The sequence below is a fragment of the Ramlibacter algicola genome (genome assembly GCF_016641735.1).
GTDB classification, from domain to species: Bacteria; Pseudomonadota; Gammaproteobacteria; order Burkholderiales; family Burkholderiaceae_C; genus Ramlibacter; species Ramlibacter algicola.
In genome coordinates this window covers 1,975,181-1,998,518 of record NZ_JAEDAO010000001.1, presented here as the reverse complement: position 1 = coordinate 1,998,518, position 23,338 = coordinate 1,975,181, and the positions used below count along the sequence as shown (strand labels likewise).

Annotated in this window: 23 protein-coding genes and 1 tRNA gene; all 24 read right to left on the bottom strand. The window is 67.6% G+C overall.

All coding sequences use genetic code 11. From position 1 onward, the window contains the following. Position 1: 1 nt before the first annotated feature. A complete protein-coding gene (locus I8E28_RS09750) occupies positions 2-580 on the bottom strand; it encodes an NUDIX domain-containing protein (RefSeq protein WP_200787784.1) in 579 nt (192 codons plus the stop codon). Further along, positions 577-882: a DUF2818 family protein gene (locus I8E28_RS09745; RefSeq protein ID WP_200787783.1), complete on the bottom strand. Its 306-nt coding sequence runs from the start codon at positions 880-882 to the stop codon at positions 577-579. The genes I8E28_RS09750 and I8E28_RS09745 overlap by 4 nt, the downstream gene beginning before the upstream one ends. A 10-nt stretch (positions 883-892) precedes the next feature. Further along, entirely contained in the window at positions 893-2,380 is a 1,488-nt protein-coding gene (gene nuoN, locus I8E28_RS09740) for an NADH-quinone oxidoreductase subunit NuoN (protein ID WP_200787782.1), read from the bottom strand. 10 nt (positions 2,381-2,390) lie between these two features. Further along, complete coding sequence (locus I8E28_RS09735) at positions 2,391-3,866, bottom strand: NADH-quinone oxidoreductase subunit M (protein ID WP_200787781.1); 1,476 nt, start codon at positions 3,864-3,866, stop codon at positions 2,391-2,393. A gap of 12 nt (positions 3,867-3,878) precedes the next feature. After that, positions 3,879-5,930, bottom strand: coding sequence for an NADH-quinone oxidoreductase subunit L (gene nuoL / locus I8E28_RS09730; RefSeq protein WP_200787780.1), 2,052 nt, complete (start codon positions 5,928-5,930; stop codon positions 3,879-3,881). A 27-nt stretch (positions 5,931-5,957) separates the two neighbouring features. Beyond that, positions 5,958-6,266, bottom strand: coding sequence for an NADH-quinone oxidoreductase subunit NuoK (gene nuoK, locus I8E28_RS09725; protein ID WP_200787779.1), 309 nt, complete (start codon positions 6,264-6,266; stop codon positions 5,958-5,960). After that, a complete protein-coding gene (locus I8E28_RS09720; protein WP_200787778.1) occupies positions 6,263-6,943 on the bottom strand; it encodes an NADH-quinone oxidoreductase subunit J in 681 nt (226 codons plus the stop codon). The genes nuoK and I8E28_RS09720 overlap by 4 nt, the downstream gene beginning before the upstream one ends. Positions 6,944-6,966: 23 nt before the next feature. Then, positions 6,967-7,488, bottom strand: coding sequence for an NADH-quinone oxidoreductase subunit NuoI (nuoI, locus tag I8E28_RS09715; RefSeq protein ID WP_200787777.1), 522 nt, complete (start codon positions 7,486-7,488; stop codon positions 6,967-6,969). Between the two features lie 4 nt (positions 7,489-7,492). Beyond that, positions 7,493-8,575 carry an NADH-quinone oxidoreductase subunit NuoH gene (gene nuoH, locus I8E28_RS09710; RefSeq protein ID WP_200787776.1) on the bottom strand — a complete coding sequence of 361 codons (1,083 nt, stop codon included), beginning with the start codon at positions 8,573-8,575 and terminating at the stop codon, positions 7,493-7,495. Then, positions 8,572-10,731, bottom strand: a complete 2,160-nt coding sequence (nuoG, locus tag I8E28_RS09705; RefSeq protein WP_200787775.1) for an NADH-quinone oxidoreductase subunit NuoG — start codon at positions 10,729-10,731, stop codon at positions 8,572-8,574. Before nuoG ends, nuoH begins: the two co-directional genes overlap by 4 nt. A 13-nt stretch (positions 10,732-10,744) precedes the next feature. After that, positions 10,745-12,124 (bottom strand): NADH-quinone oxidoreductase subunit NuoF, encoded by a 1,380-nt coding sequence (nuoF, locus tag I8E28_RS09700; protein ID WP_200787774.1) that lies wholly within the window; start codon positions 12,122-12,124, stop codon positions 10,745-10,747. Continuing rightward, positions 12,121-12,606 (bottom strand): NADH-quinone oxidoreductase subunit NuoE, encoded by a 486-nt coding sequence (gene nuoE, locus I8E28_RS09695; protein WP_200787773.1) that lies wholly within the window; start codon positions 12,604-12,606, stop codon positions 12,121-12,123. Before nuoE ends, nuoF begins: the two co-directional genes overlap by 4 nt. Beyond that, entirely contained in the window at positions 12,603-13,856 is a 1,254-nt protein-coding gene (locus tag I8E28_RS09690) for an NADH-quinone oxidoreductase subunit D (RefSeq protein WP_200787772.1), read from the bottom strand. The genes nuoE and I8E28_RS09690 overlap by 4 nt, the downstream gene beginning before the upstream one ends. Continuing rightward, positions 13,849-14,499 (bottom strand): NADH-quinone oxidoreductase subunit C, encoded by a 651-nt coding sequence (locus tag I8E28_RS09685; RefSeq protein WP_200787771.1) that lies wholly within the window; start codon positions 14,497-14,499, stop codon positions 13,849-13,851. The genes I8E28_RS09690 and I8E28_RS09685 overlap by 8 nt, the downstream gene beginning before the upstream one ends. 4 nt (positions 14,500-14,503) lie before the next feature. Beyond that, on the bottom strand, positions 14,504-14,983 hold the full coding sequence (locus tag I8E28_RS09680) for a NuoB/complex I 20 kDa subunit family protein (protein ID WP_200787770.1): 480 nt from the start codon (positions 14,981-14,983) through the stop codon (positions 14,504-14,506). A gap of 30 nt (positions 14,984-15,013) precedes the next feature. Then, positions 15,014-15,385 (bottom strand): NADH-quinone oxidoreductase subunit A, encoded by a 372-nt coding sequence (locus I8E28_RS09675; protein WP_200787769.1) that lies wholly within the window; start codon positions 15,383-15,385, stop codon positions 15,014-15,016. 55 nt (positions 15,386-15,440) lie between these two features. Beyond that, positions 15,441-15,525: transfer RNA gene (locus I8E28_RS09670), tRNA-Leu, on the bottom strand. Between the two features lie 118 nt (positions 15,526-15,643). Beyond that, positions 15,644-16,075 carry a preprotein translocase subunit SecG gene (secG, locus tag I8E28_RS09665; protein ID WP_200787768.1) on the bottom strand — a complete coding sequence of 144 codons (432 nt, stop codon included), beginning with the start codon at positions 16,073-16,075 and terminating at the stop codon, positions 15,644-15,646. A gap of 25 nt (positions 16,076-16,100) precedes the next feature. Continuing rightward, a complete protein-coding gene (gene tpiA, locus I8E28_RS09660; protein WP_200787767.1) occupies positions 16,101-16,850 on the bottom strand; it encodes a triose-phosphate isomerase in 750 nt (249 codons plus the stop codon). A gap of 19 nt (positions 16,851-16,869) precedes the next feature. Further along, on the bottom strand, positions 16,870-17,859 hold the full coding sequence (locus I8E28_RS09655; RefSeq protein ID WP_200787766.1) for an NAD(P)H-quinone oxidoreductase: 990 nt from the start codon (positions 17,857-17,859) through the stop codon (positions 16,870-16,872). A 64-nt stretch (positions 17,860-17,923) separates the two neighbouring features. After that, positions 17,924-20,266, bottom strand: coding sequence for a polyribonucleotide nucleotidyltransferase (gene pnp / locus I8E28_RS09650; RefSeq protein WP_200787765.1), 2,343 nt, complete (start codon positions 20,264-20,266; stop codon positions 17,924-17,926). 218 nt (positions 20,267-20,484) lie between these two features. Next, the gene (rpsO, locus tag I8E28_RS09645) at positions 20,485-20,748 is read right to left on the bottom strand and encodes a 30S ribosomal protein S15 (RefSeq protein WP_200787764.1); all 264 of its coding nucleotides are present in this window, start codon (positions 20,746-20,748) and stop codon (positions 20,485-20,487) included. Between the two features lie 112 nt (positions 20,749-20,860). Next, on the bottom strand, positions 20,861-22,018 hold the full coding sequence (locus I8E28_RS09640; protein WP_200787763.1) for a pyridoxal phosphate-dependent aminotransferase: 1,158 nt from the start codon (positions 22,016-22,018) through the stop codon (positions 20,861-20,863). Positions 22,019-22,041: 23 nt separating this feature from the next. After that, entirely contained in the window at positions 22,042-23,319 is a 1,278-nt protein-coding gene (locus I8E28_RS09635) for a branched-chain amino acid ABC transporter substrate-binding protein (RefSeq protein ID WP_200787762.1), read from the bottom strand. Positions 23,320-23,338: the final 19 nt, after the last annotated feature.

The window sequence follows — 23,338 nt, the reverse complement described above, 5'->3', positions numbered from 1 at the left end:
ATTATCGGCGCCACTCCAGAGTCCACGCGCCCGCGAGGACTTGCTGCAGCCACAGCGTGCCGATGATGGTCTTGCCGTCGGTGACGGTGCCGGTGCGCACCCATTCGAGCAGCTCCGCGGGCGTGGCGGTGATGACGTCGAGGAACTCGCCGTGGTCCAGCTGCCGTTCGCCCAGCGTGAGGCCGCGCGCGAACCAGACTTCGATGAACTCGTTGCTGTACGCGATCAGCGGATGCAGCACGCCCGCGCGCGCCCATTCGCGCGCGGTGTAGCCGGTCTCTTCCAGCAGCTCGCGCTTGGCGCACACGAGGCGGTCCTCGCCCGGGTCGATCTTGCCGGCCGGGAACTCGATGAACACCTGCCCGAGCGGATGGCGCCACTGGCGCTCGAGCACCACGCGGCCATCGTCCAGCATCGGGATGATCGCCACCGCGCCGGGGTGCAGCACGAATTCGCGCGTCGCCGGCGAACCGTCGGGCAGCGCGACGTGCTCGCGCACCACGTGCAGGAAGTTGCCGCGCAGGAGCTCCTCGCGCGAGCGCACGGTTTCCTTCAGGTGCGAGTCGTCGGGGGCGGTCATGGGCGATGCTTCACGAGGTAGCGCCACACGAAGCCCGGAAAGGCGAGCGTGAGGAACAGCGCGCCGGTGATGGCGTAGAACTCCCAGCCCTGGGACGCGATCTGGCCGGCGTGCTGCTCGAGCGCCAGGCCCAGGCCGCCGGCCAGGCAGTAGAAGACGACGAGTTCCAGCAGGCGCAGCGGCAGGCTCTTGGAGGCCGCCAGCGGCCACACCGCGAACAGCCGGCGATCGGCCACGAACGGCAGGTTGGCGCCGAGGAGCGCCACGACGATCACCAGCCAGATCGATGCAGTCTGGGACAAGGCAGGAGGACTAGGTCGCCAGCGTCTTGACGATGGCGTCGGCGCACAGCGTCATCAGGCCGCCGGGCACGATGCCCAGCACCAGCACCAGCAGGCCGTTGATCGACAGCACGGCGCGCACGTCGGCGGGGGCCGAGACGGTGGTGGCGGTGATCGGCGAGTCGAAGTACATGACCTTGACCACGCGCAGGTAGTAGAACGCGCCCACCAGCGACATCACGACGGCGAAGATGGCCAGGCCGATGGAGGTGGCCTCGTTGGTCGCGACCAGCGCCTGCAGCACCGTCAGCTTGCCGTAGAAGCCCACCAGCGGCGGCACGCCGGCCAGCGAGAACATGCACACGGCCATGATGGCGGCGTACAGCGGGCTGCGCTGGTTGAGGCCGGCCAGGTCGGTGATCTCGTCGCTCTCGAAACCTTCGCGCGCCAGCAGCAGGATGATGCCGAATGCGGCCAGCGTCGTGAGCACGTAGGTGATGATGTAGAACATCGACGCGCTGTACGCGTACTGCGCGTTGTTGGTGTTGCCGCCGACCACGCCGGCCGCCAGGCCCAGCACCACGAAGCCCATCTGCGCGATGGTCGAATAGGCCAGCATGCGCTTGAGGTTGGTCTGCGCGATGGCGGCCAGGTTGCCCACCAGCAGCGACGCGACCGCCAGCACCACCAGCATCTGCTGCCAGTCCGGCGCCAGCGGGATCATGCCTTCGACCAGCAGGCGGATGGCGATGCCGAACGCCGCCAGTTCCGGGGCCGAGCCGATCATCAGCGTGACGGCCGTCGGGGCGCCCTGGTACACGTCGGGGATCCACATGTGGAACGGCGCGGCGCCCAGCTTGAACGCCAGGCCGGCGACGATGAACACCAGGCCGAACACCAGCACCTGGTGCTTGACGCGGCCGCTCGCGATGACACGGAACACCTCGTTGATGTCCAGCGAGCCGGTGGCGCCGTACAGCATGGAAATGCCGTACAGCAGGAAGCCGGAAGCCATCGCGCCCAGCACGAAGTACTTCATCGCCGCCTCGGTGGCGACCTCGTTGTCGCGGCGCAGCGCCACCAGCGCGTAGCTGCACAGCGTCATCAGTTCCAGGCCGACGTAGATCAGCAGGAAGTTGCTGGCCGAGATCATGACGAACATGCCCAGCAGCGAGAACAGCGACAGCGTGAAGAACTCGCCGCCGCGCAGCATGTCGCGGTCGGCGGCGTACGGGCGGCCGTAGACCAGCGTGACCATCAGCGCGATGGTGGCGAAGCACTTGAGCCAGTTGCCCATCGGGTCGCTGACCACCATCTTGTTGAAGGCGTACAGGGTGTTGCCGGTGGCGGCGAAGTCGGCGCAGAAGAATGCGACGGCCGCCAACGTGCCCATGGTGAGCCAGTAAGTCAGGCCGCGAAGGCGGCTGGTGACGCCCAGGTCCACCAGGGCGATGACGCACGCCATCACCAGCAGGAGGATCTCGGGCGAGACGACGATCAGGCTGAAAGCGTCGAGCATGTCGGTCGCCTTATTTGATTTTGGAAGCACTCACGTGCTGCAGGAAGTTGTCGACCGAGGCGTTCATGACGTCGGTGAAGGGCTTGGGGTGGACGCCCATGTAGAGCACCGCGATGGCCAGCAGGCCGAGCATGAGGAACTCGCGCGAGTTGATGTCCGTGAGCTGCTTGACGTCGTCGTTGGCGACCGGGCCGAGGTACACGCGCTTGTACATCCACAGCGTGTACGCGGCGCCCCAGACCAGCGCGGTGGCGGCCAGCAGGCCGATCCAGAAGTTGGCCTTGACCGCGCCCAGGATCACCATCCACTCGCCCACGAAACCGGCGGTGGCCGGCAGGCCGCAGTTGGCCATCGCGAACAGCAGCGCGAACGCGGCGAAGTTGGGCATGGTGTTGACCACGCCGCCGTAGCTGGAGATCTCGCGCGAGTGCACGCGGTCGTAGAGCACGCCGATGCACAGGAACATGGCGCCCGACACGAAGCCGTGGGCGATCATCTGCACCAGGCCGCCGGCCACGCCCAGCGGGTTGAAGATGAAGAAGCCCAGGGTGACGAAGCCCATGTGCGCCACGGACGAATACGCCACCAGCTTCTTCATGTCCTGCTGCACCATCGCGACCAGGCCCACGTAGATCACCGCGATGATCGACAGGCCGATCATCAGCCAGGCCCACTCGTGCGCGGCATCCGGGGCGATCGGCATCGAGAAGCGCAGGAAGCCGTAGGCGCCCAGCTTCAGCATGATGGCCGCCAGCACCGCGGAGCCGCCGGTGGGCGCTTCCACGTGCACGTCCGGCAGCCAGGTGTGCACCGGCCACATCGGCACCTTCACCGCGAACGCGGCGAAGAACCCGAAGAACAGCAGCGTCTGCACGGTGCCGGCCAGCGGCAGCTGGTGCCAGGTGGCGATGTCGAAGCTGCCACCCGACTTGTTGTACAGGTAGACCAGCGCGATCAGCATCAGCAGCGAGCCGAGCAGCGTGTACAGGAAGAACTTGAACGCGGCGTAGATCTTCCTAGGGCCGCCCCAGATGCCGATGATCAGGTACATCGGGATCAGCGTCGCCTCGAAGAACACGTAGAACAGCATCGCGTCCAGCGCGGCGAACACGCCGATCATCAGGCCCGACAGGATCAGGAACGCGCCCATGTACTGGTTCACGCGCTCGGTGATCACCTCCCACGCCGAGATCACGACGATGACGGTGATGAACGCGGTCAGCACGATGAACCACAGCGAGATGCCGTCCACGCCCAGGTGGTAGCTGACGTTGAAGCGCTCGATCCACGGCGCCTTCTCGGTGAACTGCATGGCCGCGGTGCCCAGCTCGAAGCGCGAGTACAGCGGGATCGTGACCAGGAAGCTCACGATGGCGCCGACCAGCGCGATCCAGCGCACGGCGCGCGCGTGCTCGTCCCGTCCCAGCGCGAGCAGCACGGCGCCGAACACGATCGGCGTCCAGATGGAAAGGCTCAACAGGCCCATTTCTTCTTTTCCTTATCGACCAAGCAGCGCGGACCAGGGCGCGACGAACCACGTGAGCAGGATGAACACCCCCACGATCATCGCCAGCGCGTAGTGGTACAGGTACCCCGTCTGCAGGCGGCGCGTGATGGCGGCGAACACGCCCACCAGCCGCGCGCTGCCGTTGACGGCCGCGCCATCGATGACCGCCTGGTCGCCGCCCTTCCACAGCGCCAGGCCCAGCCCGCGCGCGGCGCGCGCGAGCACGTTCTCGTTGAACCAGTCCATCCAGTACTTGTTGTCCAGGATGACGTACAGCGGACGCAGCGCGCGGGCGATCTTCGCCGGCAGCGCCGTGTTGACCATGTACAGGTAGTAAGCGAGCGCCACGCCGGCGACCGCCAGCCAGAACACCGGCGAGGTCAGGCCGTGCAGCGCCATCGCGGCGGCGCCGTGGAATTCCTTCGCCATCTCCTCGAGGGCCGGGTGCGCTTCGTGGTTGACGAAGATCGCATCCTTGAAGAAGTCGCCGTACAGCATCGGGCCGATGGCCAGGAAGCCGATGACCACCGACGGGAACGCCAGCAGCACCAGCGGCGCCGTCACCACCCAGGGCGACTCGTGCGGGCCGTGGTGTTCGTCCTGGTGGTGGTGCGGATCGGGTTCCTCCGCCGGGTCGTGGTCATGGTGCGCCGGCGCCTGGTCGTAGCGCTCCTTGCCGTGGAAGACCAGGAAGTACATGCGGAACGAATAGAAGGCCGTGACGAACACGCCCGCCATCACCGCGAAGTACGCGAAGCCCGCGCCCGGCAGCCTGGACAGGTGCACCGCCTCGATGATCGAGTCCTTGGAATAGAAGCCGGCGAACAGCGGCGTGCCGATCAGGGCCAGCGAGCCGAGCAGCGACGTGATCCAGGTCACCGGCATGTACTTGCGCACGCCACCCATCCAGCGGATGTCCTGGTTGTGGTGCATGCCGATGATCACGGAGCCGGCCGCCAGGAACAGCAGCGCCTTGAAGAACGCGTGCGTCATCAGGTGGAACACGGCCACCGAGTAGGCGGAAGCGCCCAGGGCCACCGTCATGTACCCTAGCTGCGACAGCGTGGAATACGCGACCACGCGCTTGATGTCGTTCTGGATGATGCCCAGGAAGCCCATGAACAGGGCCGTGATCGCGCCGATGACGAGGATGAACGACAGCGCCACGTCGGACAGCTCGAACAGCGGCGACATGCGCGCCACCATGAAGATGCCGGCCGTGACCATCGTCGCCGCGTGGATCAGCGCGGAGATCGGGGTCGGGCCTTCCATCGAGTCGGGCAGCCACACGTGCAGCGGGAACTGCGCGCTCTTGCCCATCGCGCCGATGAACAGGCAGATGCAGATGACGGTGACCAGCATCCACTCGGTGCCGGGGAAGGTCATCTTGCCGATCTCCGCCGCCTTGGCGAAGGTCTCGGCGTAGCTGAGGGTGCCCGCGAACGCGGCGATCAGGCCGATGCCCAGGATGAAGCCGAAGTCGCCGACCCGGTTGACCAGGAAGGCCTTCATGTTGGCGAAGATGGCGCTGGGCTTGTTGAACCAGAAGCCGATCAGCAGGTACGACACCAGGCCCACCGCTTCCCAGCCGAAGAACAGCTGCAGGAAGTTGTTGCTCATGACCAGCATGAGCATCGAGAAGGTGAACAGCGAGATGTAGGCGAAGAAGCGGTTGTAGCCGTCGTCGTCCTCCATGTACCCGATGGTGTAGATGTGCACCATCAGCGACACGAAGGTCACCACGCACATCATCATCGCCGTGAGGCCGTCGACCAGGAACCCGATTTCCATCTTCAGGCCGCCGACGACCATCCACTCGTAGATGGTCTCGTTGAAGCGGGCGCCGTCGACGGCGACCGACTTGAGCGTCAGCGCCGAGATGACGAACGCGACGAAGACGCCCAGGATGGTGAAGGTGTGCGACAGGCGGCGGCCGATGACGTTGCCGCCGAAGGTGGTGCCGAGCACGCCCGCCAGCACGGCGCCCACGAGGGGGGCCATCGGCACGGCGAGCAGCGTCGACGCGTTGAGGGTGGTGCTCATGGTTTCTTTGGGGCCTTGTTCTTGTGCTCAGCCCTTGAGCTCGTTCAATTCCTCGACGCTGATGCTCGACTTGTTGCGGAACAGCAGGACCAGGATGGCCAGGCCGATGGCGGACTCGGCCGCGGCCACGGTGAGGATGAAGAACACGAACACCTGGCCGTGCATGTCGCCCAGGTAGTAGGAGAACGCCACGAAGTTCATGTTGACCGCCAGCAGCATCAGCTCGATGGCCATCAGCAGGACGATCAGGTTGCGGCGGTTCAGGAAGATGCCGACGACGGACAGCGCGAACAGGATCGCGCCGAGCGTCAGGAAGTGGCCGAGCGTCACGGTCATGCCTTCGCTCCTTCGGCGGCGGGCGCTTCCGGCGCGGCGGGGACGGCGGCCAGCACCGGCGGCATCTTGACGATCTGCAACCGGTCGCGCGCCTTCACGCGCACCTGCAGCGACGGGTCGATGGCCTTGCTGTCCTTGCGGTGGCGCAGCGTCAGCGCGATGGCGGCGACGATGGCCACCAGCAGCAGCACGGCCGCGACCTCCAGCGGGAACAGGTACTGCGTGTACAGCAGCTTGCCCAGTTCCTTGGTGTTCGACACCTGCAGCACCGCGGATGCGCCGGCTTGCGCGGCCTGGGCCGCGGCCGGGCCGGCGGTGGGTTCGGCCGGCGGGGTGAAGCCGCCGATGAGGACGGCCGCCATCTCGAGGGCGATGACCACGCCGACCAGCGCGGCGATCGGGAAGTGCTTCCAGAACCCGGCGCGCAGGGCGTCGACGTCGACGTCCAGCATCATCACCACGAACAGGAACAGCACCATCACCGCCCCGACGTACACCAGCACGAGCGAGATGGCGAGGAATTCGGCCTTGAGCAGCAGCCACACGGCCGCGGCCTGGAAGAAGGCCAGCACGAGGTACAGCGCGGCGTACACCGGGTTGCGCGCCGTGATGACCCGGAACGATGCGAACAGCAGCACCGCCGAGAACAGGTAGAAGAAGCCGGCCTTGATGTCCATGGTTCTTGTCGTTGTGGCTGCGGTCAGCGGTACTTGGCGTCGGCCGCCTTGCGCTCGGCGATCTCGGCCTCGTAGCGGTCGCCCACGGCCAGCAGCATGTCCTTGGTGTAGTACAGGTCGCCGCGCTTCTCGCCGTGGTATTCGAGGATGTGGGTCTCGACGATCGAGTCGACCGGGCAGCTCTCCTCGCAGAAGCCGCAGAAGATGCACTTGGTCAGGTCGATGTCGTAGCGCGTGGTGCGGCGGGTGCCGTCGGTGCGCTGGTCGCTCTCGATGGTGATCGCCAGCGCGGGGCACACGGCCTCGCACAGCTTGCAGGCGATGCAGCGCTCCTCGCCGTTCGGGTAGCGGCGCAGCGCGTGCAGGCCGCGGAAGCGCGGCGACAGCGGCGTCTTCTCCTCCGGGAACTGGATCGTGATCTTGCGGGCGAAGAAGTACTTGCCCGTGATCCGCAGGCCCTTGAACAGCTCCACCAGCAGGAAGCTGGAGAGAAAGTCCTTCAGCGAGAAGCCGGAGGGCTGGCGTTGGAGAGTGGTGGTGGACATCCGCTTACTTCCAGATGTTGTAGGGGGTTTGCATCCACAGCCCCACCACGATCAGCCAGACCAGCGTGACCGGGATGAAGATCTTCCAGCCCAGGCGCATGATCTGGTCGTAGCGGTAGCGCGGGAACGTGGAGCGCACCCAAAGGAACATGGTCACGACGACGAACGTCTTCGCGCCCAGCCAGATCCAGCCGGGGACCCAGTTGAAGATGGCCGAGTCGATGGGGGGCAGCCAGCCACCCAGGAACATGGTGACGGCCAGGATCGAGACCAGCCACATGTTGGCGTACTCGGCCAGGAAGAACATGGCGAAGCTCATGCCCGAGTACTCGATCATGTGGCCCGCGACGATCTCCGATTCGCCTTCCACCACGTCGAACGGGTGGCGGTTGGTCTCGGCGAGGCCGGAGATGAAGTAAACGACGAAGATCGGCAGCAGGGGCAGCCAGTTCCAGGACAGGAAGTTCAGGCCGACCGCCGCGCCATGGCCGCGCGCCTGCGACATCACGACGTCGGTCATGTTCAGGCTGCCGGTGACCATCAGGACCACCACGAGCGCGAAACCCATCGCGATCTCGTAGCTGACCATCTGCGCGGATGCGCGCAGCGCGCCCAGGAAGGCGTACTTCGAGTTCGAGGCCCAGCCGGCGATGATGACGCCGTACACCTCCATCGAGGTGATCGCCATCAGGAACAGCAGGCCGGCGTTGATGTTGGACAGCGCGACGTCGGGACCGAAGGGCACGACCACCCACGCGGCGAGCGCCGGCATGATGGTCATGATCGGGCCGAGGATGAACAGGCCCTTGTTGGCGGCCGACGGGAGGATGATCTCCTTGGTCAGCAGCTTGAGCGCGTCGGCGATCGGCGTCAGCAGGCCGAACGGGCCGATGCGGTTGGGACCCGGGCGCAGCTGCGTGAAGCCGATGGCCTTGCGTTCCCACAGCGTCAGGTAAGCCACCGCGCCCATGAGGGGCGCGACGACCAGGACGATCTTGATCAGGGTCCACACCACCGGCCAGCCGGCGGCCGACCACCACGGTGCGGCGATCAGGCCGTTGCCGAAGCCGTAGATCGAATCGATCATGCGAGGACCTCCTCGCGGCCGTCGTGCGTGGCGCGCGCGGCGGGCGGCAACGCGGCCTGGCCGTCGGCAGTGAGCTGCAGCGACGGCGCGCGGCGCACGATCGGGTCGAGCTGGTAGATCGCGGCAGTGGCCGGCGTGCCGGACTGCGCGGAGACGTCGGCCCTGGCGCCGGTGCGGTTGGACAGCTTGTCGCCCTGCACCATCTGCTGCTGGGCGTCCTGCGCACCGCGCGCGGCGGTGAGCACGTCCATCGCGGACTCGTAGTCGAACCCTTCGAGGCCCATCATGTTGCCCAGCACGCGCAGCACCTTCCACGCGGGGCGCGCTTCGCCCAGCGGCTTGACCACGGCATGGAACGACTGCACGCGGCCTTCGGCGTTGACGAAGGTGCCCGGCGTCTCGGTCCAGGGCGCGATCGGCAGCAGCACGTCGCTGAAGGCCATGTTGGCCTTGAACGGGCTGAGCGTGACGACCATGTCGGCCTTGCCCAGCGCGGCCACGGCACTCGCGCCGGCGGCGGTGTCGAACTCGGGCTCGACGTTCAGCAGGATCGCGGCCTTCAGGCGGCCATCGAGCATCTGTGCGGCGTTGAAGCCGCCCTGCCCCGGCATGGCGTTCACCAGCTGCGCGCCGACGGTGTTGGCGGCTTCGGTGAGGTAGCCGACGGTGGCGCCGGTGGCTTCACCGATCCACTGCGCCAGTGCCAGCAGCGTCGACGCGTTGGCGTGGTGCGCGGCGGCATTGCCCAGCAGGATCGCCCGGCGCTCGCCCGACAGCAGCGCCGCGGCCAGCGACCTGGCGGTGTCCGTGGCCTTGCCCTGCGCGGGCGCGGTGCCGCTCTTCTCGCCCGCGATGACGGTCGCGATGTCGGCCAGCACCTGCGCCCACTGCGACGCGGGCACGGTGTGCGAGGCGGCCAGCGGCATCGCCCAATCGTGGTCCACGTCGTGGATGCGTGCAACGCGCGCGCCCTTGCGGGTGGCGGCGCGGATGCGCAGCGAGAACAGCGGATGGTCCTTGCGCAGGTTGGAGCCGACGACCAGTGCGCCCTGCAGGTCCGACAGCGATGCAATGCTGGTGCCCAGCCAACGCACGCCTTCGGCCGTGAATTGCGCGTGGCGCAGGCGGTGGTCGATGTTCCCCGAACCCAGGCCGCGCACCAGCGCGCCGGCAAGGAACAGTTCCTCGACCGTCGCGTGCGGGCTGGCCAGCAGGCCGATGCCCTGCGAGCCGTGTTCGTCCTTCACGTGCTTCAGGCCGTTGGCGACGTATTCGAGCGCGGTCTGCCAGTCGACGGTCTGCCACTGGCCGCCTTGCTTGACCATGGGCGCGGCCAGGCGCTCGTCGCCGTTGAGCGCTTCGTAGGAGAAGCGGTCGCGGTCGGCCAGCCAGCATTCGTTGACCGCTTCGTTCTCGAGCGGCAGCACGCGCATCACGCGGTTGGACTTGACCTGGACGATCAGGTTGGCGCCACTGGAATCGTGCGGCGCCACCGACTTGCGGCGCGACAGCTCCCAGTTGCGGGCGCTGTAGCGGAACGGCTTGCTCGTGAGCGCGCCGACCGGGCACAGGTCGATCATGTTGCCGGAGACTTCGCTGTCGACCGTGTCGCCCAGGACCGTGGTGATCTCGGAGTGCTCGCCGCGATTGACCATGCCCAGCTCCATCACGCCGGCCACTTCCTGGCCGAAGCGCACGCAGCGGGTGCAGTGGATGCAGCGGCTCATCTCCTCCATGGAGATCAGCGGGCCGACGTCCTTGTGCAGGACGACGCGCTTTTCTTCCTCGTAGCGCGAGGCCGAGCCGCCATAGCCGACGGCGAGGTCCTGCAGCTGGCACTCGCCGCCCTGGTCGCAGATCGGGCAGTCCAGCGGGTGGTTGATCAGCAGGAACTCCATCACCGACTGCTGCGCCTTGATCGCCTTGTCGCTGCGCGTGCGCACGATCATCCCGTTGGTGACGGGCGTGGCGCAGGCGGGCATGGGCTTGGGCGCCTTCTCGACGTCCACCAGGCACATGCGGCAGTTGGCCGCGATGGAGAGCTTCTTGTGGTAGCAGAAGTGCGGGATGTAGACGCCGGCCTTGTCGGCCGCATGCATCACCATGCTGCCGTCGGCGATCTCGACCTTCTGGCCGTCTAACGTAATCTCTGCCATAAGTGGTCTTCTTTCAGGCCCGCGCGCCGGCAGGCACGATGTCCCGCGGTTGGTCCAGCTGTGCCGACGACCGCGCGATCTTGGCCTCGAACTCGTGCTTGAAGTGCTTGAGCATGGCGCGCACCGGCATCGCGGCGGCGTCGCCGAGCGCGCAGATGGTGCGGCCCTGGATGTTGTCGGCCACCGAGTTGAGCAACTCGATGTCGCTGGGCTTGCCGCGGCCGTTCTGGATGCGGTCGACCACGCGCCACAGCCAGCCGGTGCCTTCGCGGCACGGCGTGCACTGGCCGCACGATTCGTGCATGTAGAAGTACGACAGGCGCAACAGGCTCTCGACCATGTCGCGCGTCTCGTCCATCACGATGACGGCGCCCGAGCCGAGCATCGAGCCCGCCTTGGCGATGGAGTCGTAGTCCATCGTGCAGTCCATCATGATGTCGGCGGGCAGCACCGGCGCCGAGGAGCCGCCGGGGATGACGGCCTTGAGCTTGCGGCCGCCCTTCACGCCGCCGCACAACTCCAGCAGCTTGCTGAAAGGCGTGCCGAGCGGGATCTCGTAGTTGCCCGGCAGTTCGACGTCACCCGACACCGAGAAGATCTTGGTGCCGCCGTTGTTCGGCTTGCCCTTCTCCAGGTAGGCCTGGCCGCCGTTGCGGATGATCCAGGGCACCGCGGCGAAGGTCTCGGTGTTGTTGATCGTGGTGGGCTTGCCGTACAGGCCGAAGCTGGCCGGGAACGGCGGCTTGAAGCGCGGCTGGCCCTTCTTGCCTTCCAGCGATTCCAGCAGCGCCGTCTCCTCGCCGCAGATGTAGGCGCCGAAGCCGTGGAACGCGTGCAGCTGGAAGGAGAACTTCGAGCTGAGGATGTTGTCGCCCAGGTAGCCGGCCGCGCGGGCCTCCTCGAGGGCTTCCTCGAAGCGCTCGTAGGTCTGGAAGATCTCGCCGTGGATGTAGTTGTAGCCCACGGAGATGCCCATCGCGTAGGCCGCGATGATCATGCCCTCGATGACGATGTGCGGGTTGTAGTGCAGGATGTCGCGGTCCTTGCACGTGCCCGGTTCGCCCTCGTCGGAGTTGCACACCAGGTACTTCTGCCCCGGGAACTGGCGCGGCATGAAGGACCACTTCAGCCCGGTCGGGAAGCCCGCGCCGCCGCGGCCGCGCAGCGCCGATTCCTTGACGGTGGCGATCACCTGGTCCTGCGTGAGGCCGCCGGTCAGCGGGTCGAGGATCTTGCGCAGGGCCTCGTAGCCGCCGCGCGCCTCGTAGTCCTTCAGGCGCCAGTTGGTGCCGTCCAGGCCCGCGTAGATCTGCGGGTCGATGTGGCGGCCGTGGAAGCAGGTCTGCACCCCGGTGGCCTGGAATTGCTGGAGAACCTGTTGCGCGTTCATCATTCCGCCTTGCGCAAACCCTCGACCAGCTGGTCGAGCTTGTCGTTCGTCATGAAGCTGCACATGGTGCGGTCGTTGACCAGCATCACCGGTGCGTCGGCGCAGGCGCCCAGGCACTCGGACTGCTGCAGCGTGAAGCAGCCGTCGGCGGTGGTGCCGCCCATCTCCACGCCCAGGCGCTGCTCCAGGTGGTGCAGCGCCACGCCGCCGCCGCGCAGCTGGCACGGCAGGTTGGTGCAGACGTTCAGCTTGTACCTGCCGACCGGCTGCTGGTTGTACATGTTGTAGAAGGTCGAGACCTCGTGCACCGCGATCGGCGGCATGCCCAGGTGGTCGGCCACTTCCTTCTCGGCCTCGAGCGTCAGGTGGCCGTGCTCCTGCTGCACGATGGCCAGGCAGGCCATCACGGCGGACTGCTTCTGGTCCGCGGGGTACTTGGCCACTTCGCGGTCGAACCGGGCCTTCATGGCTTCCGTGACGTTCATCGATCGATCTCCCCGAACACGATGTCCATCGTGCCGATGATGGCCACGGCGTCGGCGATCATGTGGCCGCGGCCCATTTCGTCCAGCGACGCCAGGTGCGGGAAGCCGGGCGCGCGGATCTTCAGGCGGTACGGCTTGTTGGCGCCGTCGCTCACGATGTAGATGCCGAACTCGCCCTTCGGGTGTTCCACCGCGGCATACGCCTCGCCCTCGGGGACGCGGAAGCCTTCGGAGAACAGCTTGAAGTGGTGGATCAGCTCCTCCATGTTGGACTTCATGGATTCGCGATCGGGCGGCGCGACCTTGTGGTTGTCGGTGATCACCGGGCCCGGGTTGGCGCGCAGCCAGGCGACGCACTGCTGGATGATGCGGTTGGACTCGCGCATCTCCTGCACGCGCACCAGGTAGCGGTCGTAGCAGTCGCCGGTCCGGCCCACCGGGATGTCGAAGTCCATCTTCGCGTAGACCTCGTAGGGCTGCGTCTTGCGCAGGTCCCAGGCGATGCCGCTGCCGCGCAGCATCGGGCCGGTGAAGCCCATGTTCAGCGCGCGCTCGGGCGTGACCACGCCGATGCCCACGGTGCGCTGCTTCCAGATGCGGTTGTCCGTCAGCAGCGTCTCGTATTCGTCGACGTAGCCGGGGAAGCGCCGTGTGAACGAGTCGATGAAGTCCAGCAGCGTGCCGCTGCGGTCGTCGTTCATGCGCTTGATCTCGCGCTCGTTGCGGACCTTGCTCGCCTTGTACTGCGGCATCGAGTCCGGCAGGTCGCGGTAGACGCCGCCCGGGCGGAAGTAGGCCGCGTGCATGCGCGCGCCCGACACCGCCTCGTACATGTCGAAGATGTCCTCCCGCTCGCGGAAGGTGTAGATCAGCATGTTCATCGCGCCGCAGTCCAGCCCGTGCGCGCCCAGCCACAGCAGGTGGTTGAGCAGGCGGGTGAGCTCGGAATACATCACGCGGATGTACTGCGCGCGGATCGGCACCTCGATGCCCAGCAGCTTCTCGATGGCCAGGCAGTACGCGTGCTCGTTGCACATCATGGACACGTAGTCCAGGCGGTCCATGTACGGCAGCGACTGGATGTACGTGCGCGTCTCGGCCAGCTTCTCGGTCGCGCGGTGCAGCAGGCCGATGTGCGGGTCGGCGCGCTGGATCACCTCGCCATCGAGCTCCAGCACCAGGCGCAGCACGCCGTGCGCCGCCGGGTGCTGCGGGCCGAAGTTGAGCGTGTAGTTCTTGATTTCAGCCATGGTTGTTGTCGCCCAGGCCGCGGCCGGCCTGGATGCCGCCGTAGTTCTCTTCGCGGATGATGCGCGGCGTGATCTCGCGCGGCTCGATCGAGACCGGCTGGTAGATCACGCGCTGGCGCTCGGGGTCGTAGCGCATCTCGACGTGGCCGGACACCGGGAAGTCCTTGCGGAACGGGTGGCCGATGAAGCCGTAGTCCGTGAGGATGCGGCGCAGGTCGGGGTGGTTCAGGAACACGATGCCGTACAGGTCGAACGCCTCGCGCTCGAACCAGTTCACCGAGTTCCACACGCCGTGCACCGACTCCACCTCGGGCAGGTCGTCGTCGGCGCAGAACACGCGCAGGCGCACGCGCTGGTTCAGGCTGACCGACAGCAGGTGCGACACGACCGCGTAGCGCGGGCCGTCGTAGGCGCCGTTGCGGTAGTCGGAATAGTCGACACCGCACAGGTCCAGCAGCTGCTCGAAGCGGCACGCCGGGTGCGTCTTCAGCAGCTGCGCCGCCTGCAGGTAGTTGTCCGGGGTGACGGTGACGGTGACTTCGCCCAGCGCCAGGTCCACGCGCTTGGCCAGCGGGCCCAGCGCTTCGGTGATGGCCTGCTGCAGGGCCGCGGGGTCGACCGCGAACGGGGTGTTGACGGTCATTCGTTCAGGCTCGCGCGATCGTTTGCGTGCGGCGGATCTTCTGCTGCAGCTGGATGATCCCGTACAGCAGCGCCTCGGCGGTCGGCGGGCAGCCGGGCACGTAGACGTCGACGGGCACGATGCGGTCGCAGCCGCGCACGACCGAATAGCTGTAGTGGTAGTAGCCGCCGCCGTTGGCGCAGGTGCCCATGGAGAGCACCCAGCGCGGCTCGGGCATCTGGTCGTACACCTTGCGCAGCGCCGGCGCCATCTTGTTGCACAGCGTGCCGGCCACGATCATCAGGTCGGACTGGCGCGGGCTCGGGCGGAACAGCATGCCGAAGCGGTCGATGTCGTAGCGGGCCGCGCCCGCATGCATCATCTCCACCGCGCAGCATGCGAGGCCGAACGTCATCGGCCACAGCGAGCCGGTCTTGGCCCAATTGATGACGGTGTCCACGCCCGTCGTGACGAAGCCCTTGTCGAGCATTCCTTCGTTTGCCATTGCTTGTTGCGTCCCTTCGCGGGAGCGCGCTCATTCCCAGTCGAGCGCGCCCTTCTTCCACTCGTACACGAAGCCCACCACGAGGATCCCGAGGAAGACCATCATCGACCAGAAGCCCACCGGCCCGATCTCCTTCAGGGCCACGGCCCACGGGAAGAGGAAGGCGATCTCGAGGTCGAACAGGATGAACAGGATGGCCACGAGGTAGTAGCGCACGTCGAATTTCATGCGCGCGTCCTCGAAGGCCTCGAAGCCGCACTCGTAGGGGGAGTTCTTGGCCGCGTCCGGCTTGACGAAGCCGGCGCCCTTGGCGATCGCGTAGCCCATCACCTGCGGCAGGACGCCCACCGCGATGCCGACCAGGATGAAGAGGAGGACGGGGAGGTACTGGTCGAGGCTCATGGCGGCTGGGTCGGCTACGCAAGCCGCCGCGCTGGGCGGCGGCTCGTCCTTGTACTGGTGCCGACGGCGAGACTCGAACTCGCACAGCTTTCGCCACTACCCCCTCAAGATAGCGTGTCTACCAATTTCACCACGTCGGCGGTGTCTTGCTCGCCCGGGCAGGCGTGAGGATCTTGCTCTTGTGATGTGCTTCCCGGGCAGCCTCGGAGTTTACTCCGAAACGAGATGCTTCCTTGGAGGCAGCACCTCGCGCGGAGTTCACTTCCCAGGGACTTGCGCGGCGCCGGACGCCGCGGGCGCGGCCGGGGCGGCCGGTGCCGTCGCAGCGGGTGCCGATGCCGGTGCGGCAGCGGGCGCGCCGGGCACCTGGCCGGCCGGCGCGCTGGCCGCCGGTTGCGCAGCCGGCGACACGACGGTAGCGCGCTCGAGCACGCTGCCCGAGTCGGCGCCGCGGTAATTGCCGGCCCACGCCAGGCCCAGCGTGCAGATGAAGAACACGGTGGCCAGCACGGCCGTGGTGCGCGACAGGAAGTTCGCGCTGCCGGTCGCGCCGAAGAGGCTGCCCGACGCGCCGCTGCCGAACGCGGCGCCCATGTCGGCGCCCTTGCCGTGCTGCAGGAGGATGAGGCCGATCATGGTCAGCGCGGACAGGATCTGGACGGCCAGGAGAAGGGTGTGGAGCACTTGCATGGTGTTCTCGTTGTCTTGCCGCGCCTCAGCGGGCGGCGGCGATGATCTGCAGGAAGTCGGGGGCCTTCAGCGACGCGCCGCCGATCAGGCCGCCGTCGACGTCGGGCTGCGCCAGCAGCGTCGCGGCATTGCCCGCGTTCATGCTGCCGCCGTAGAGGATGGCGATGCGGTCGGCCTTCCCGGTCGCCGCCTTCAGCTGCGCGCGCAGCACGGCGTGTACCTGCTGCGCCTGCTCGGGCGAAGCGGTCTTGCCGGTGCCTATGGCCCAGACGGGTTCGTAGGCAACCACGATCTCGCTGATGCAGTGGCCGTTGGTGTGGATGACGGCGGCCAGCTGGCGCTTGACCACTTCCTCGGTCCGGCCCGCCTCGCGCTCGGCCAGCGTCTCGCCGACGCACACGATCGGCGTGATGCCGTGCGCGAGCGCCGCCTTGGCCTTGTCGGCCACCTGCTGGTCGCCTTCGCCATGGTACTGGCGCCGCTCGGAATGGCCGACGATCGCGTAGCGGACGCCGAACTCCTTGAGCATCGCGGCCGACACCTCGCCGGTGTAGGCGCCCTGCTCGTGCGGCGACACGTCCTGCGAGCCGAGCTCGAGCTGCGAGCCGTGCCGCAGCAGCTGCAGCTGCGCCAGGTACGGCGCGGGCACGCACACGGCCACCGTGCAGGCGGCATCCTTCATGCCGGCGACGACCGCGCGCACCAGCGCGTCGTTCGACGCGATGGAGCCGTTCATCTTCCAGTTGCCGGCGATCAGCTTCTTGCGATCCGTCATCTCGTTCTTGTTTCCCAGCTCACCAGGTCAGGACGATCTTGCCCACGTGCTGGTTGGTCTCCATCAGCGCGTGCGCCTTGGCCGCGTCGGCGGCCGCGAACGTGCTGTGCAGCACCGGCTTGATGCGGCCGGTCTCGATCAGCGGCCACACGTGCGCCTTCAGCGAATCCGCGATCGCGGCCTTGAAGGCCACGGGACGCGGGCGCAGCGTGGAGCCCGTGATGTGCAGCCGGCGCCGAAGCACCAGGCCCGCGTTGATCTCGCTCTTGGTGCCGCCCTGCACCGCGATGATCACCAGGCGGCCGTCCTCGGCGAGGCACTTGACCTCGCGGTCGACGTAGCTGCCGGCGACCATGTCCAGGATCACGTCGACGCCCTTGCCGCCCGTGAGCTGCTTGGCCTCTTCGCCGAAATCCTGGGTCTTGTAGTTGATCGCGTGGTCCGCGCCCAGCTTCAGGCAGGCTTCGCACTTTTCGTCCGAACCCGCCGTGGCGATCACCTTGCCGGCGCCCAGCGCCTTGGCCATCTGGATGGCCGTCACGCCGATGCCGCTGGTGCCGCCCTGCACGAGGAAGGACTCGCCCTTCTGCAGGCGGCCGCGGTCGAACACGTTGCTCCACACGGTGAAGAACGTCTCCGGCAGCGAAGCGGCCTCGACGTCCGACAGGCCCTTGGGCACCGGCAGGCACTGGCCCACCGGCGCGACGCACAGCTGCGCGTAGCCGCCGCCGGCGACCAGCGCGCAGACGCGGTCGCCGATCTTGAAGCCGGCATCGGCCATCGCCTTCGCGTCGCCCGCCACGACCTCGCCGGCCACTTCGAGGCCGGGAAGGTCGGACGCGCCCGGCGGCACCGGGTAGTTGCCGGTGCGCTGGAGGACGTCGGGGCGGTTGACGCCGCTGGCCGCGACGCGAATGAGCAGCTCGCCGGGACCCGCGACGGGGTCCGGGCGCTCGCCGAGGCGCAGCACTTCCGGCGCGCCGTAGCTGGTGATCTCGACCGCTTTCATGGGGATCGCTCCTGCACGTTGGAGGCCATGGCGGACACGGCCGCCATGGCCGGGACTCGCGGGATTACTCCTGCGGGTCGCCCGTCACGGGCGTGGGCTGCGCGTCGCCGTTGGTGGCCGGGCGGTCGCCTTCGTGGCGCGGGGGACGGTCGCCGCGATCGCCACCTTCGCCACGGTCGCCGCGCGGGGGACGATCACCACGGTCGCCGCGGTCACCACGGTCGCCGCGCTCGCGGTCGCCACGGTATTCGCCGCGCGGCGGACGGTCGCTGCGCTCGCGGCGCTCGCGCGGCTGCTCCTCGGGCATGCCCTCGGGGCGGTCCAGCAGGGCCTTCATGGACAGCTTGACGCGGCCCTTGTCGTCGGTCTCGAGGACCTTGACCTTCACGACCTGGCCTTCGCTCAGGTAGTCGGTGACCTTCTCGACGCGCTCGTGCGCGATCTGGCTGATGTGCAGCAGGCCGTCCTTGCCCGGGAGCAGGTTGACCAGCGCGCCGAAGTCCAGGATCTTGGTGATCGCGCCTTCGTAGACCTTGCCGATCTCGACGTCGGCCGTGATCTGCGCGATGCGCTTCATCGCCTCGTCGGCCTTGGCCGCGTCGGTGGAAGCGACGGTGATGGTGCCGTCTTCGCCGATGTCGATCTGGGTGCCGGTTTCCTCGGTCAGCGCACGGATGACGGAGCCGCCCTTGCCGATGACGTCGCGGATCTTCTCCGGGTTGATCTTCATCGTGTACAGGCGCGGCGCCCAGCTGGACACCTCGGTCTTGGCCTCGCCCATCGACTCCTGCATCTTGCCCAGGATGTGCATGCGCGCTTCCTTCGCCTGCGCGAGCGCCACCTGCATGATTTCCTTGGTGATGCCCTGGATCTTGATGTCCATCTGCAAGGCGGTGATGCCGTTGGTGGTGCCGGCGACCTTGAAGTCCATGTCGCCCAGGTGGTCCTCGTCACCCAGGATGTCGGTCAGCACCGCGAAGCGGTTGCCTTCCTTGATCAGGCCCATGGCGATGCCGGCGACGTGCGCCTTCATCGGCACGCCCGCGTCCATCAGCGCCAGGCAGCCGCCGCAGACCGAAGCCATCGACGACGAGCCGTTGGATTCGAAGATCTCCGACACGACGCGGATCGTGTAGGGGAACTCGTCCTTGGGCGGCAGGCACGGGATCAGCGCGCGCTTGGCCAGGCGGCCGTGGCCGACTTCGCGGCGCTTGGTGGAGCCCATGCGGCCCACTTCGCCGGTGGCGAAGGGGGGCATGTTGTAGTGGAACAGGAAGCGGTCGTGGAACTCGCCGGCCAGCGCGTCGATGCGCTGCGCGTCCTGCTCGGTGCCCAGCGTGGTGACGACCATCGCCTGCGTCTCGCCGCGCGTGAACAGCGCCGAGCCGTGGGTGCGCGGCAGCACGCCGGTGCGGATCTCGATGGGGCGCACGGTGCGCGTGTCGCGGCCGTCGATGCGCGGCTCGCCGGCCAGGATCTGGCTGCGGACGATGCCCGCTTCGATGGTGAACAGCAGTTCGTCGACCTTGACCGAATCGAACTCGGTGCCCTGCTCCTTCAGGCCGGCGTGCACGGCGGCCGTGGCTTCGCGCAGCGCCTGGGTGCGGGCCTGCTTGCTGCGGATCTGGTAGGCGGCGCGCAGCTTCGGCTCGGCCAGCTCGGTGACCTTGGCGATGAAGCCTTCGTCCCGGGCCGGGGGCTGCCAGTCCCACACCGGCTTGCCCGCTTCGCGGACCAGCTCGTGGATGGCGTTGATGGCGATCTTGCCCTGCTCGTGGCCGAACACCACGGCGCCCAGCATCACTTCCTCGGTCAGCTGCTGCGCTTCGGATTCCACCATCAGCACGGCGGCTTCGGTGCCGGCGACGACCAGGTCCAGTTGCGAGTCCTTGCGCTGGGTGGGGCCCGGGTTGAGGACGTATTCGCCGTTGATGTAGCCCACGCGGGCGGCGGCGATCGGGCCGGCGAACGGGATGCCCGAGATGGACAGCGCGGCGCTGGACGCGATGAGGGCGGCGATGTCGGCGTCGACTTCGGGGTTCAGCGACAGCGTGTGGATGACCACGTGCACTTCGTTGAAGAAGCCTTCGGGGAACAGCGGGCGGATCGGGCGGTCGATCAGGCGGCTGGTGAGCGTCTCGAGTTCGGACGGCTTGGCTTCGCGCTTGAAGAACGAGCCGGGGATCTTGCCGGCGGCGTAGGTCTTCTCGATGTAGTCGACGGTCAGCGGGAAGAAATCCTGGCCCGGCTTGGCGGTCTTGGAGCCGACGACGGTGGCAAGGACGACGGTGTCCTCGATGTTCACGATGACGGCGCCGCTGGCCTGGCGGGCGACTTCGCCCGTCTCCATCGTGACGGTGTGCTGGCCCCACTGGAAGGTCTTGGTGACCTTGTTGAAGATGCTCATGGTTCGCTTTCTTGCGGTGGTGGAGCCGAACGCGATGCCATTCCTCAGGGGCTAGGAGTCGGGGCCAAGAGCGGGATCACCGGCACTTAGCCCCTGAGGAATGACACAGCCTTGCGTCTGCTCCGGGGTTGAAAAACTGAAAAGGGCCAGGTGCCGGAACGCAGGGCGGGATGAATCTCCCAGCCCCCAGTCCCTGGCGCCTAGCCCCTCCGGCCGGCTTACTTGCGCAGGCCCAGCTTGCCGATCAGCGCCGTGTAGCGCTCGGCATCCTTGTCCTTCAGGTACGCCAGCAGGTTCTTGCGGCGGTTGACCATGCGCAGCAGGCCACGGCGGCCGTGGTGATCCTTCGCATGGGTCTTGAAGTGCGGGGTCAGTTCGTTGATGCGCGCGGTGAGCAGCGCGACCTGGACTTCGGGGCTGCCGGTGTCGTTGGTGCCGCGCGAATGCGCGGAAACGATCTCGGCCTTGTTGAGGGCGGACATCTTGGACTTCCTGTGTTGGAGGTTTGACTTGCGTTGGGGATGGAAGGTCCCCAACGTGCGCTCTGCGGGATGCAGAACCGGTGGATTGTACCACCCGGCCCCCTCCCCGGCCTCAGCGACGCGCCAGCCAGCCCTGCAGCCGCCGCACGCCTTCGTCGAGCCGGCCGAGGTCCTTGGACGCGAAGCACCAGCGCAGCCAGCCCTGGGCCTCGGCCGCGAAGGCGTTGCCGGGGGCGATGCCCAGCCCGGCCTCGGTGACCAGCCGCTTGGCCAGGTCCAGCGAGTCGCCGAAGCCCTCGAGCTGGAAGAACGCGTACATGCCGCCCTTCGGCACGGCCAGCTGGACGCCTGGGATCGCCTGCAGTTGCGGCACCAGCCGGTCACGGCACGCCTTGAGGTGCGCGACGACGCGCGGCGTGACGTCGGCCGTGCGCTCCACCGCGACCACCGCCGCCCGCTGGGTGAACACGCTGGCGCAGGAGGTGTTGAACTCGATCAGCTTGCCCATCGGGTGCGTCATCGCCGCCGGCATCGCCAGCCAGCCCAGCCGCCAGCCCGTCATCAGGAAGCTCTTGGAGAAGCTGTGTGCCACGACGAGGCGGTCATCTGGCCCTGCAACGTCCAGGAAGCTCGGCGCGCAAGCGTTCGCCGTGTCCTCGAAGTACAGCCGCTCGTACACCTCGTCCGCCAGGATCCAGGTGCCGGTCCTGCGGCAGTGGTCGAGGATGGCCTGCTGCTCGGCGCGGGTGAGCGTCCAGCCGGTCGGGTTGTTGGGCGCGTTGACCACCAGCACGCGCGTGGCGGGCGTGATGGTGTCGAGCAATTCCTGCACGTCCAGCGACCAGGCGCCCGCCTGCGGCCGCAGCGACACGCGCTTGAGGTTGGCGCCCATGATGCGCGGCTGCGCGACCAGGTTGGGCCACACCGGCGTGACGGCGACGACCTCGTCGCCCGCGTCCACGAGCATCTCGATCGCGAGCATCAGCGCGTTGACGCCGCCGGAGGTGATCGCGATGCGATCTCGGGTGACCGGCTTGTGCAGGCGTGACGTGTACGCCGCCACGGCATCGCGCAACTCCGGCAGGCCGAGGTTGTGCGCGTAGAACGTCTCGCCCTTCTGCAGCGAGTCGATCGCGGCCTGCCGGATGAAGTCCGGCGTGACCTCGTCGCTCTCGCCGAACCAGAACGCCAGCACGTCGTCGCGCCCGATGCCGGCGTTGGCCACTTCGCGGATCTTGGATTCTTCGAGGTCGAGGATGGCTTGGCGCATGGGATTCCCGGTGGCGTGTTGTTTCAGGTCGCCGGCCGCGCCATGCGGCAGGTGGTGGGCTGCTCGGCCTGCGCAGCGGGGAGGACGCGGGCGACGCGGAAGCCGTAGCCGGATCCTTCGACGTCGAACTTCACGCCGGGCGCGCCCTGCTTGTCCATCACGCCGACCACCAGGTTCTGCTGGAACTGGTGGTCCGACGCGCGCATCGCGCCGGCCACGCCCGCGAGGCTGACCGACGCCTTCTCCAGCGCCAGCGCGACCGGCACGCGCTCGTTGGTCTGCGCACGTTCGATCGCCTGCGCGAGCGCCTCGACCATCAGCTGCATGCGCATGTGCACGTAGTCGTCCTGCGGCCGCGGGAACCGCTGGCGGAAGGACTGGTAGAACGACTCGCTCTGGGCGGTGGGCAGGTTGGGCAGCCAGTCCGCCACCGCGATGACACGGCCGACACCCGCGTCACCGATCGCCGCCGGCGCGCCCAGGGCGTTGCCGTAGAACGTGTAGAACTTGCCCTCGAAGCCGACATCGCGCGCCGCCTTCACCAGCAGCGTCAGGTCGTTGCCCCAGTTGCCGGTGATGACCGCGCCGGCACCGCTGGCCTTGATCTTGGTCGCGTACGGCAGGAAATCCTTCACCCGGCCCAGGGGATGCAGCTCCTCGCCCGCGATGGTGACGTCCGGCCGTTGCAACGCCAGCTGCCGGCGCGCCTCGCGCAGCACGGCCTGGCCGAAGCTGTAGTCCTGGCCGATCAGCCAGCAGCTGCGCAGCGCGCGGTCTTCGCGCAGCACCGCCATCAGCGCCGCCATGCGCATGTCGGCATGCGCGTCGAAGCGGAAGTGCCAGAAGCTGCAGCGCTCGTTGGTCAGCGCCGGCTCGACCGCCGAATAGTTGAGGTAGAGCACCTTGCGCCCCGCATCGCGCTCGTTGTGCTTGGTGACCGCCTCCGACAACGCTGCCGCCACCGCGGACGAGTTGCCCTGCAGGACGTAGTGCGCGCCGTCGTCGATGGCCGAGCGCATCGCGGCCAACGCCTCCTCGGCCTGGCCCTTGTTGTCGTAACGGTCGAGCTGCAGCAGCCGGTTGCCGCCCGGCAGGCGGACGCCGCCGCGCTGGTTGACCCGCTCCACCGCCCACAACAGGTTGCGGAACACCGCCTCGCCCGTGTTCGCGAACGCGCCCGAGAGCGCCTCCACCATCGCCAGCCGGATCGGCCGGCCGGTCCCGCCCTGCGCACGCGCGAGGGCCGGAGCAAATAGCGTTGCCGCCGCTGATTTCAAGACCAGCCGTCGCTGCTTTTTCATGCCTTCGTGTCTCTTGAAA

What these genes read in the sequence shown, in the direction of transcription:
- nuoH (WP_200787776.1), bottom strand. Translation starts at nt 8,575, where the DNA reads ATGATCGATTCGATCTACGGCTTCGGCAACGGCCTGATCGCCGCACCG.
- I8E28_RS09685 (WP_200787771.1), bottom strand. Translation starts at nt 14,499, where the DNA reads ATGACCGTCAACACCCCGTTCGCGGTCGACCCCGCGGCCCTGCAGCAG.
- I8E28_RS09750 (WP_200787784.1), bottom strand. Translation starts at nt 580, where the DNA reads ATGACCGCCCCCGACGACTCGCACCTGAAGGAAACCGTGCGCTCGCGC.
- I8E28_RS09635 (WP_200787762.1), bottom strand. Translation starts at nt 23,319, where the DNA reads ATGAAAAAGCAGCGACGGCTGGTCTTGAAATCAGCGGCGGCAACGCTA.
- I8E28_RS09720 (WP_200787778.1), bottom strand. Translation starts at nt 6,943, where the DNA reads ATGGACATCAAGGCCGGCTTCTTCTACCTGTTCTCGGCGGTGCTGCTG.
- nuoK (WP_200787779.1), bottom strand. Translation starts at nt 6,266, where the DNA reads ATGACCGTGACGCTCGGCCACTTCCTGACGCTCGGCGCGATCCTGTTC.
- nuoI (WP_200787777.1), bottom strand. Translation starts at nt 7,488, where the DNA reads ATGTCCACCACCACTCTCCAACGCCAGCCCTCCGGCTTCTCGCTGAAG.
- nuoG (WP_200787775.1), bottom strand. Translation starts at nt 10,731, where the DNA reads ATGGCAGAGATTACGTTAGACGGCCAGAAGGTCGAGATCGCCGACGGC.
- I8E28_RS09735 (WP_200787781.1), bottom strand. Translation starts at nt 3,866, where the DNA reads ATGGGCCTGTTGAGCCTTTCCATCTGGACGCCGATCGTGTTCGGCGCC.
- I8E28_RS09640 (WP_200787763.1), bottom strand. Translation starts at nt 22,018, where the DNA reads ATGCGCCAAGCCATCCTCGACCTCGAAGAATCCAAGATCCGCGAAGTG.
- rpsO (WP_200787764.1), bottom strand. Translation starts at nt 20,748, where the DNA reads ATGTCCGCCCTCAACAAGGCCGAGATCGTTTCCGCGCATTCGCGCGGC.
- I8E28_RS09680 (WP_200787770.1), bottom strand. Translation starts at nt 14,983, where the DNA reads ATGGCAAACGAAGGAATGCTCGACAAGGGCTTCGTCACGACGGGCGTG.
- tpiA (WP_200787767.1), bottom strand. Translation starts at nt 16,850, where the DNA reads ATGACGGATCGCAAGAAGCTGATCGCCGGCAACTGGAAGATGAACGGC.
- nuoN (WP_200787782.1), bottom strand. Translation starts at nt 2,380, where the DNA reads ATGCTCGACGCTTTCAGCCTGATCGTCGTCTCGCCCGAGATCCTCCTG.
- I8E28_RS09655 (WP_200787766.1), bottom strand. Translation starts at nt 17,859, where the DNA reads ATGAAAGCGGTCGAGATCACCAGCTACGGCGCGCCGGAAGTGCTGCGC.
- I8E28_RS09675 (WP_200787769.1), bottom strand. Translation starts at nt 15,385, where the DNA reads ATGAGCCTCGACCAGTACCTCCCCGTCCTCCTCTTCATCCTGGTCGGC.
- I8E28_RS09690 (WP_200787772.1), bottom strand. Translation starts at nt 13,856, where the DNA reads ATGGCTGAAATCAAGAACTACACGCTCAACTTCGGCCCGCAGCACCCG.
- pnp (WP_200787765.1), bottom strand. Translation starts at nt 20,266, where the DNA reads ATGAGCATCTTCAACAAGGTCACCAAGACCTTCCAGTGGGGCCAGCAC.
- nuoL (WP_200787780.1), bottom strand. Translation starts at nt 5,930, where the DNA reads ATGAGCACCACCCTCAACGCGTCGACGCTGCTCGCCGTGCCGATGGCC.
- secG (WP_200787768.1), bottom strand. Translation starts at nt 16,075, where the DNA reads ATGCAAGTGCTCCACACCCTTCTCCTGGCCGTCCAGATCCTGTCCGCG.
- nuoE (WP_200787773.1), bottom strand. Translation starts at nt 12,606, where the DNA reads ATGAACGTCACGGAAGCCATGAAGGCCCGGTTCGACCGCGAAGTGGCC.
- nuoF (WP_200787774.1), bottom strand. Translation starts at nt 12,124, where the DNA reads ATGATGAACGCGCAACAGGTTCTCCAGCAATTCCAGGCCACCGGGGTG.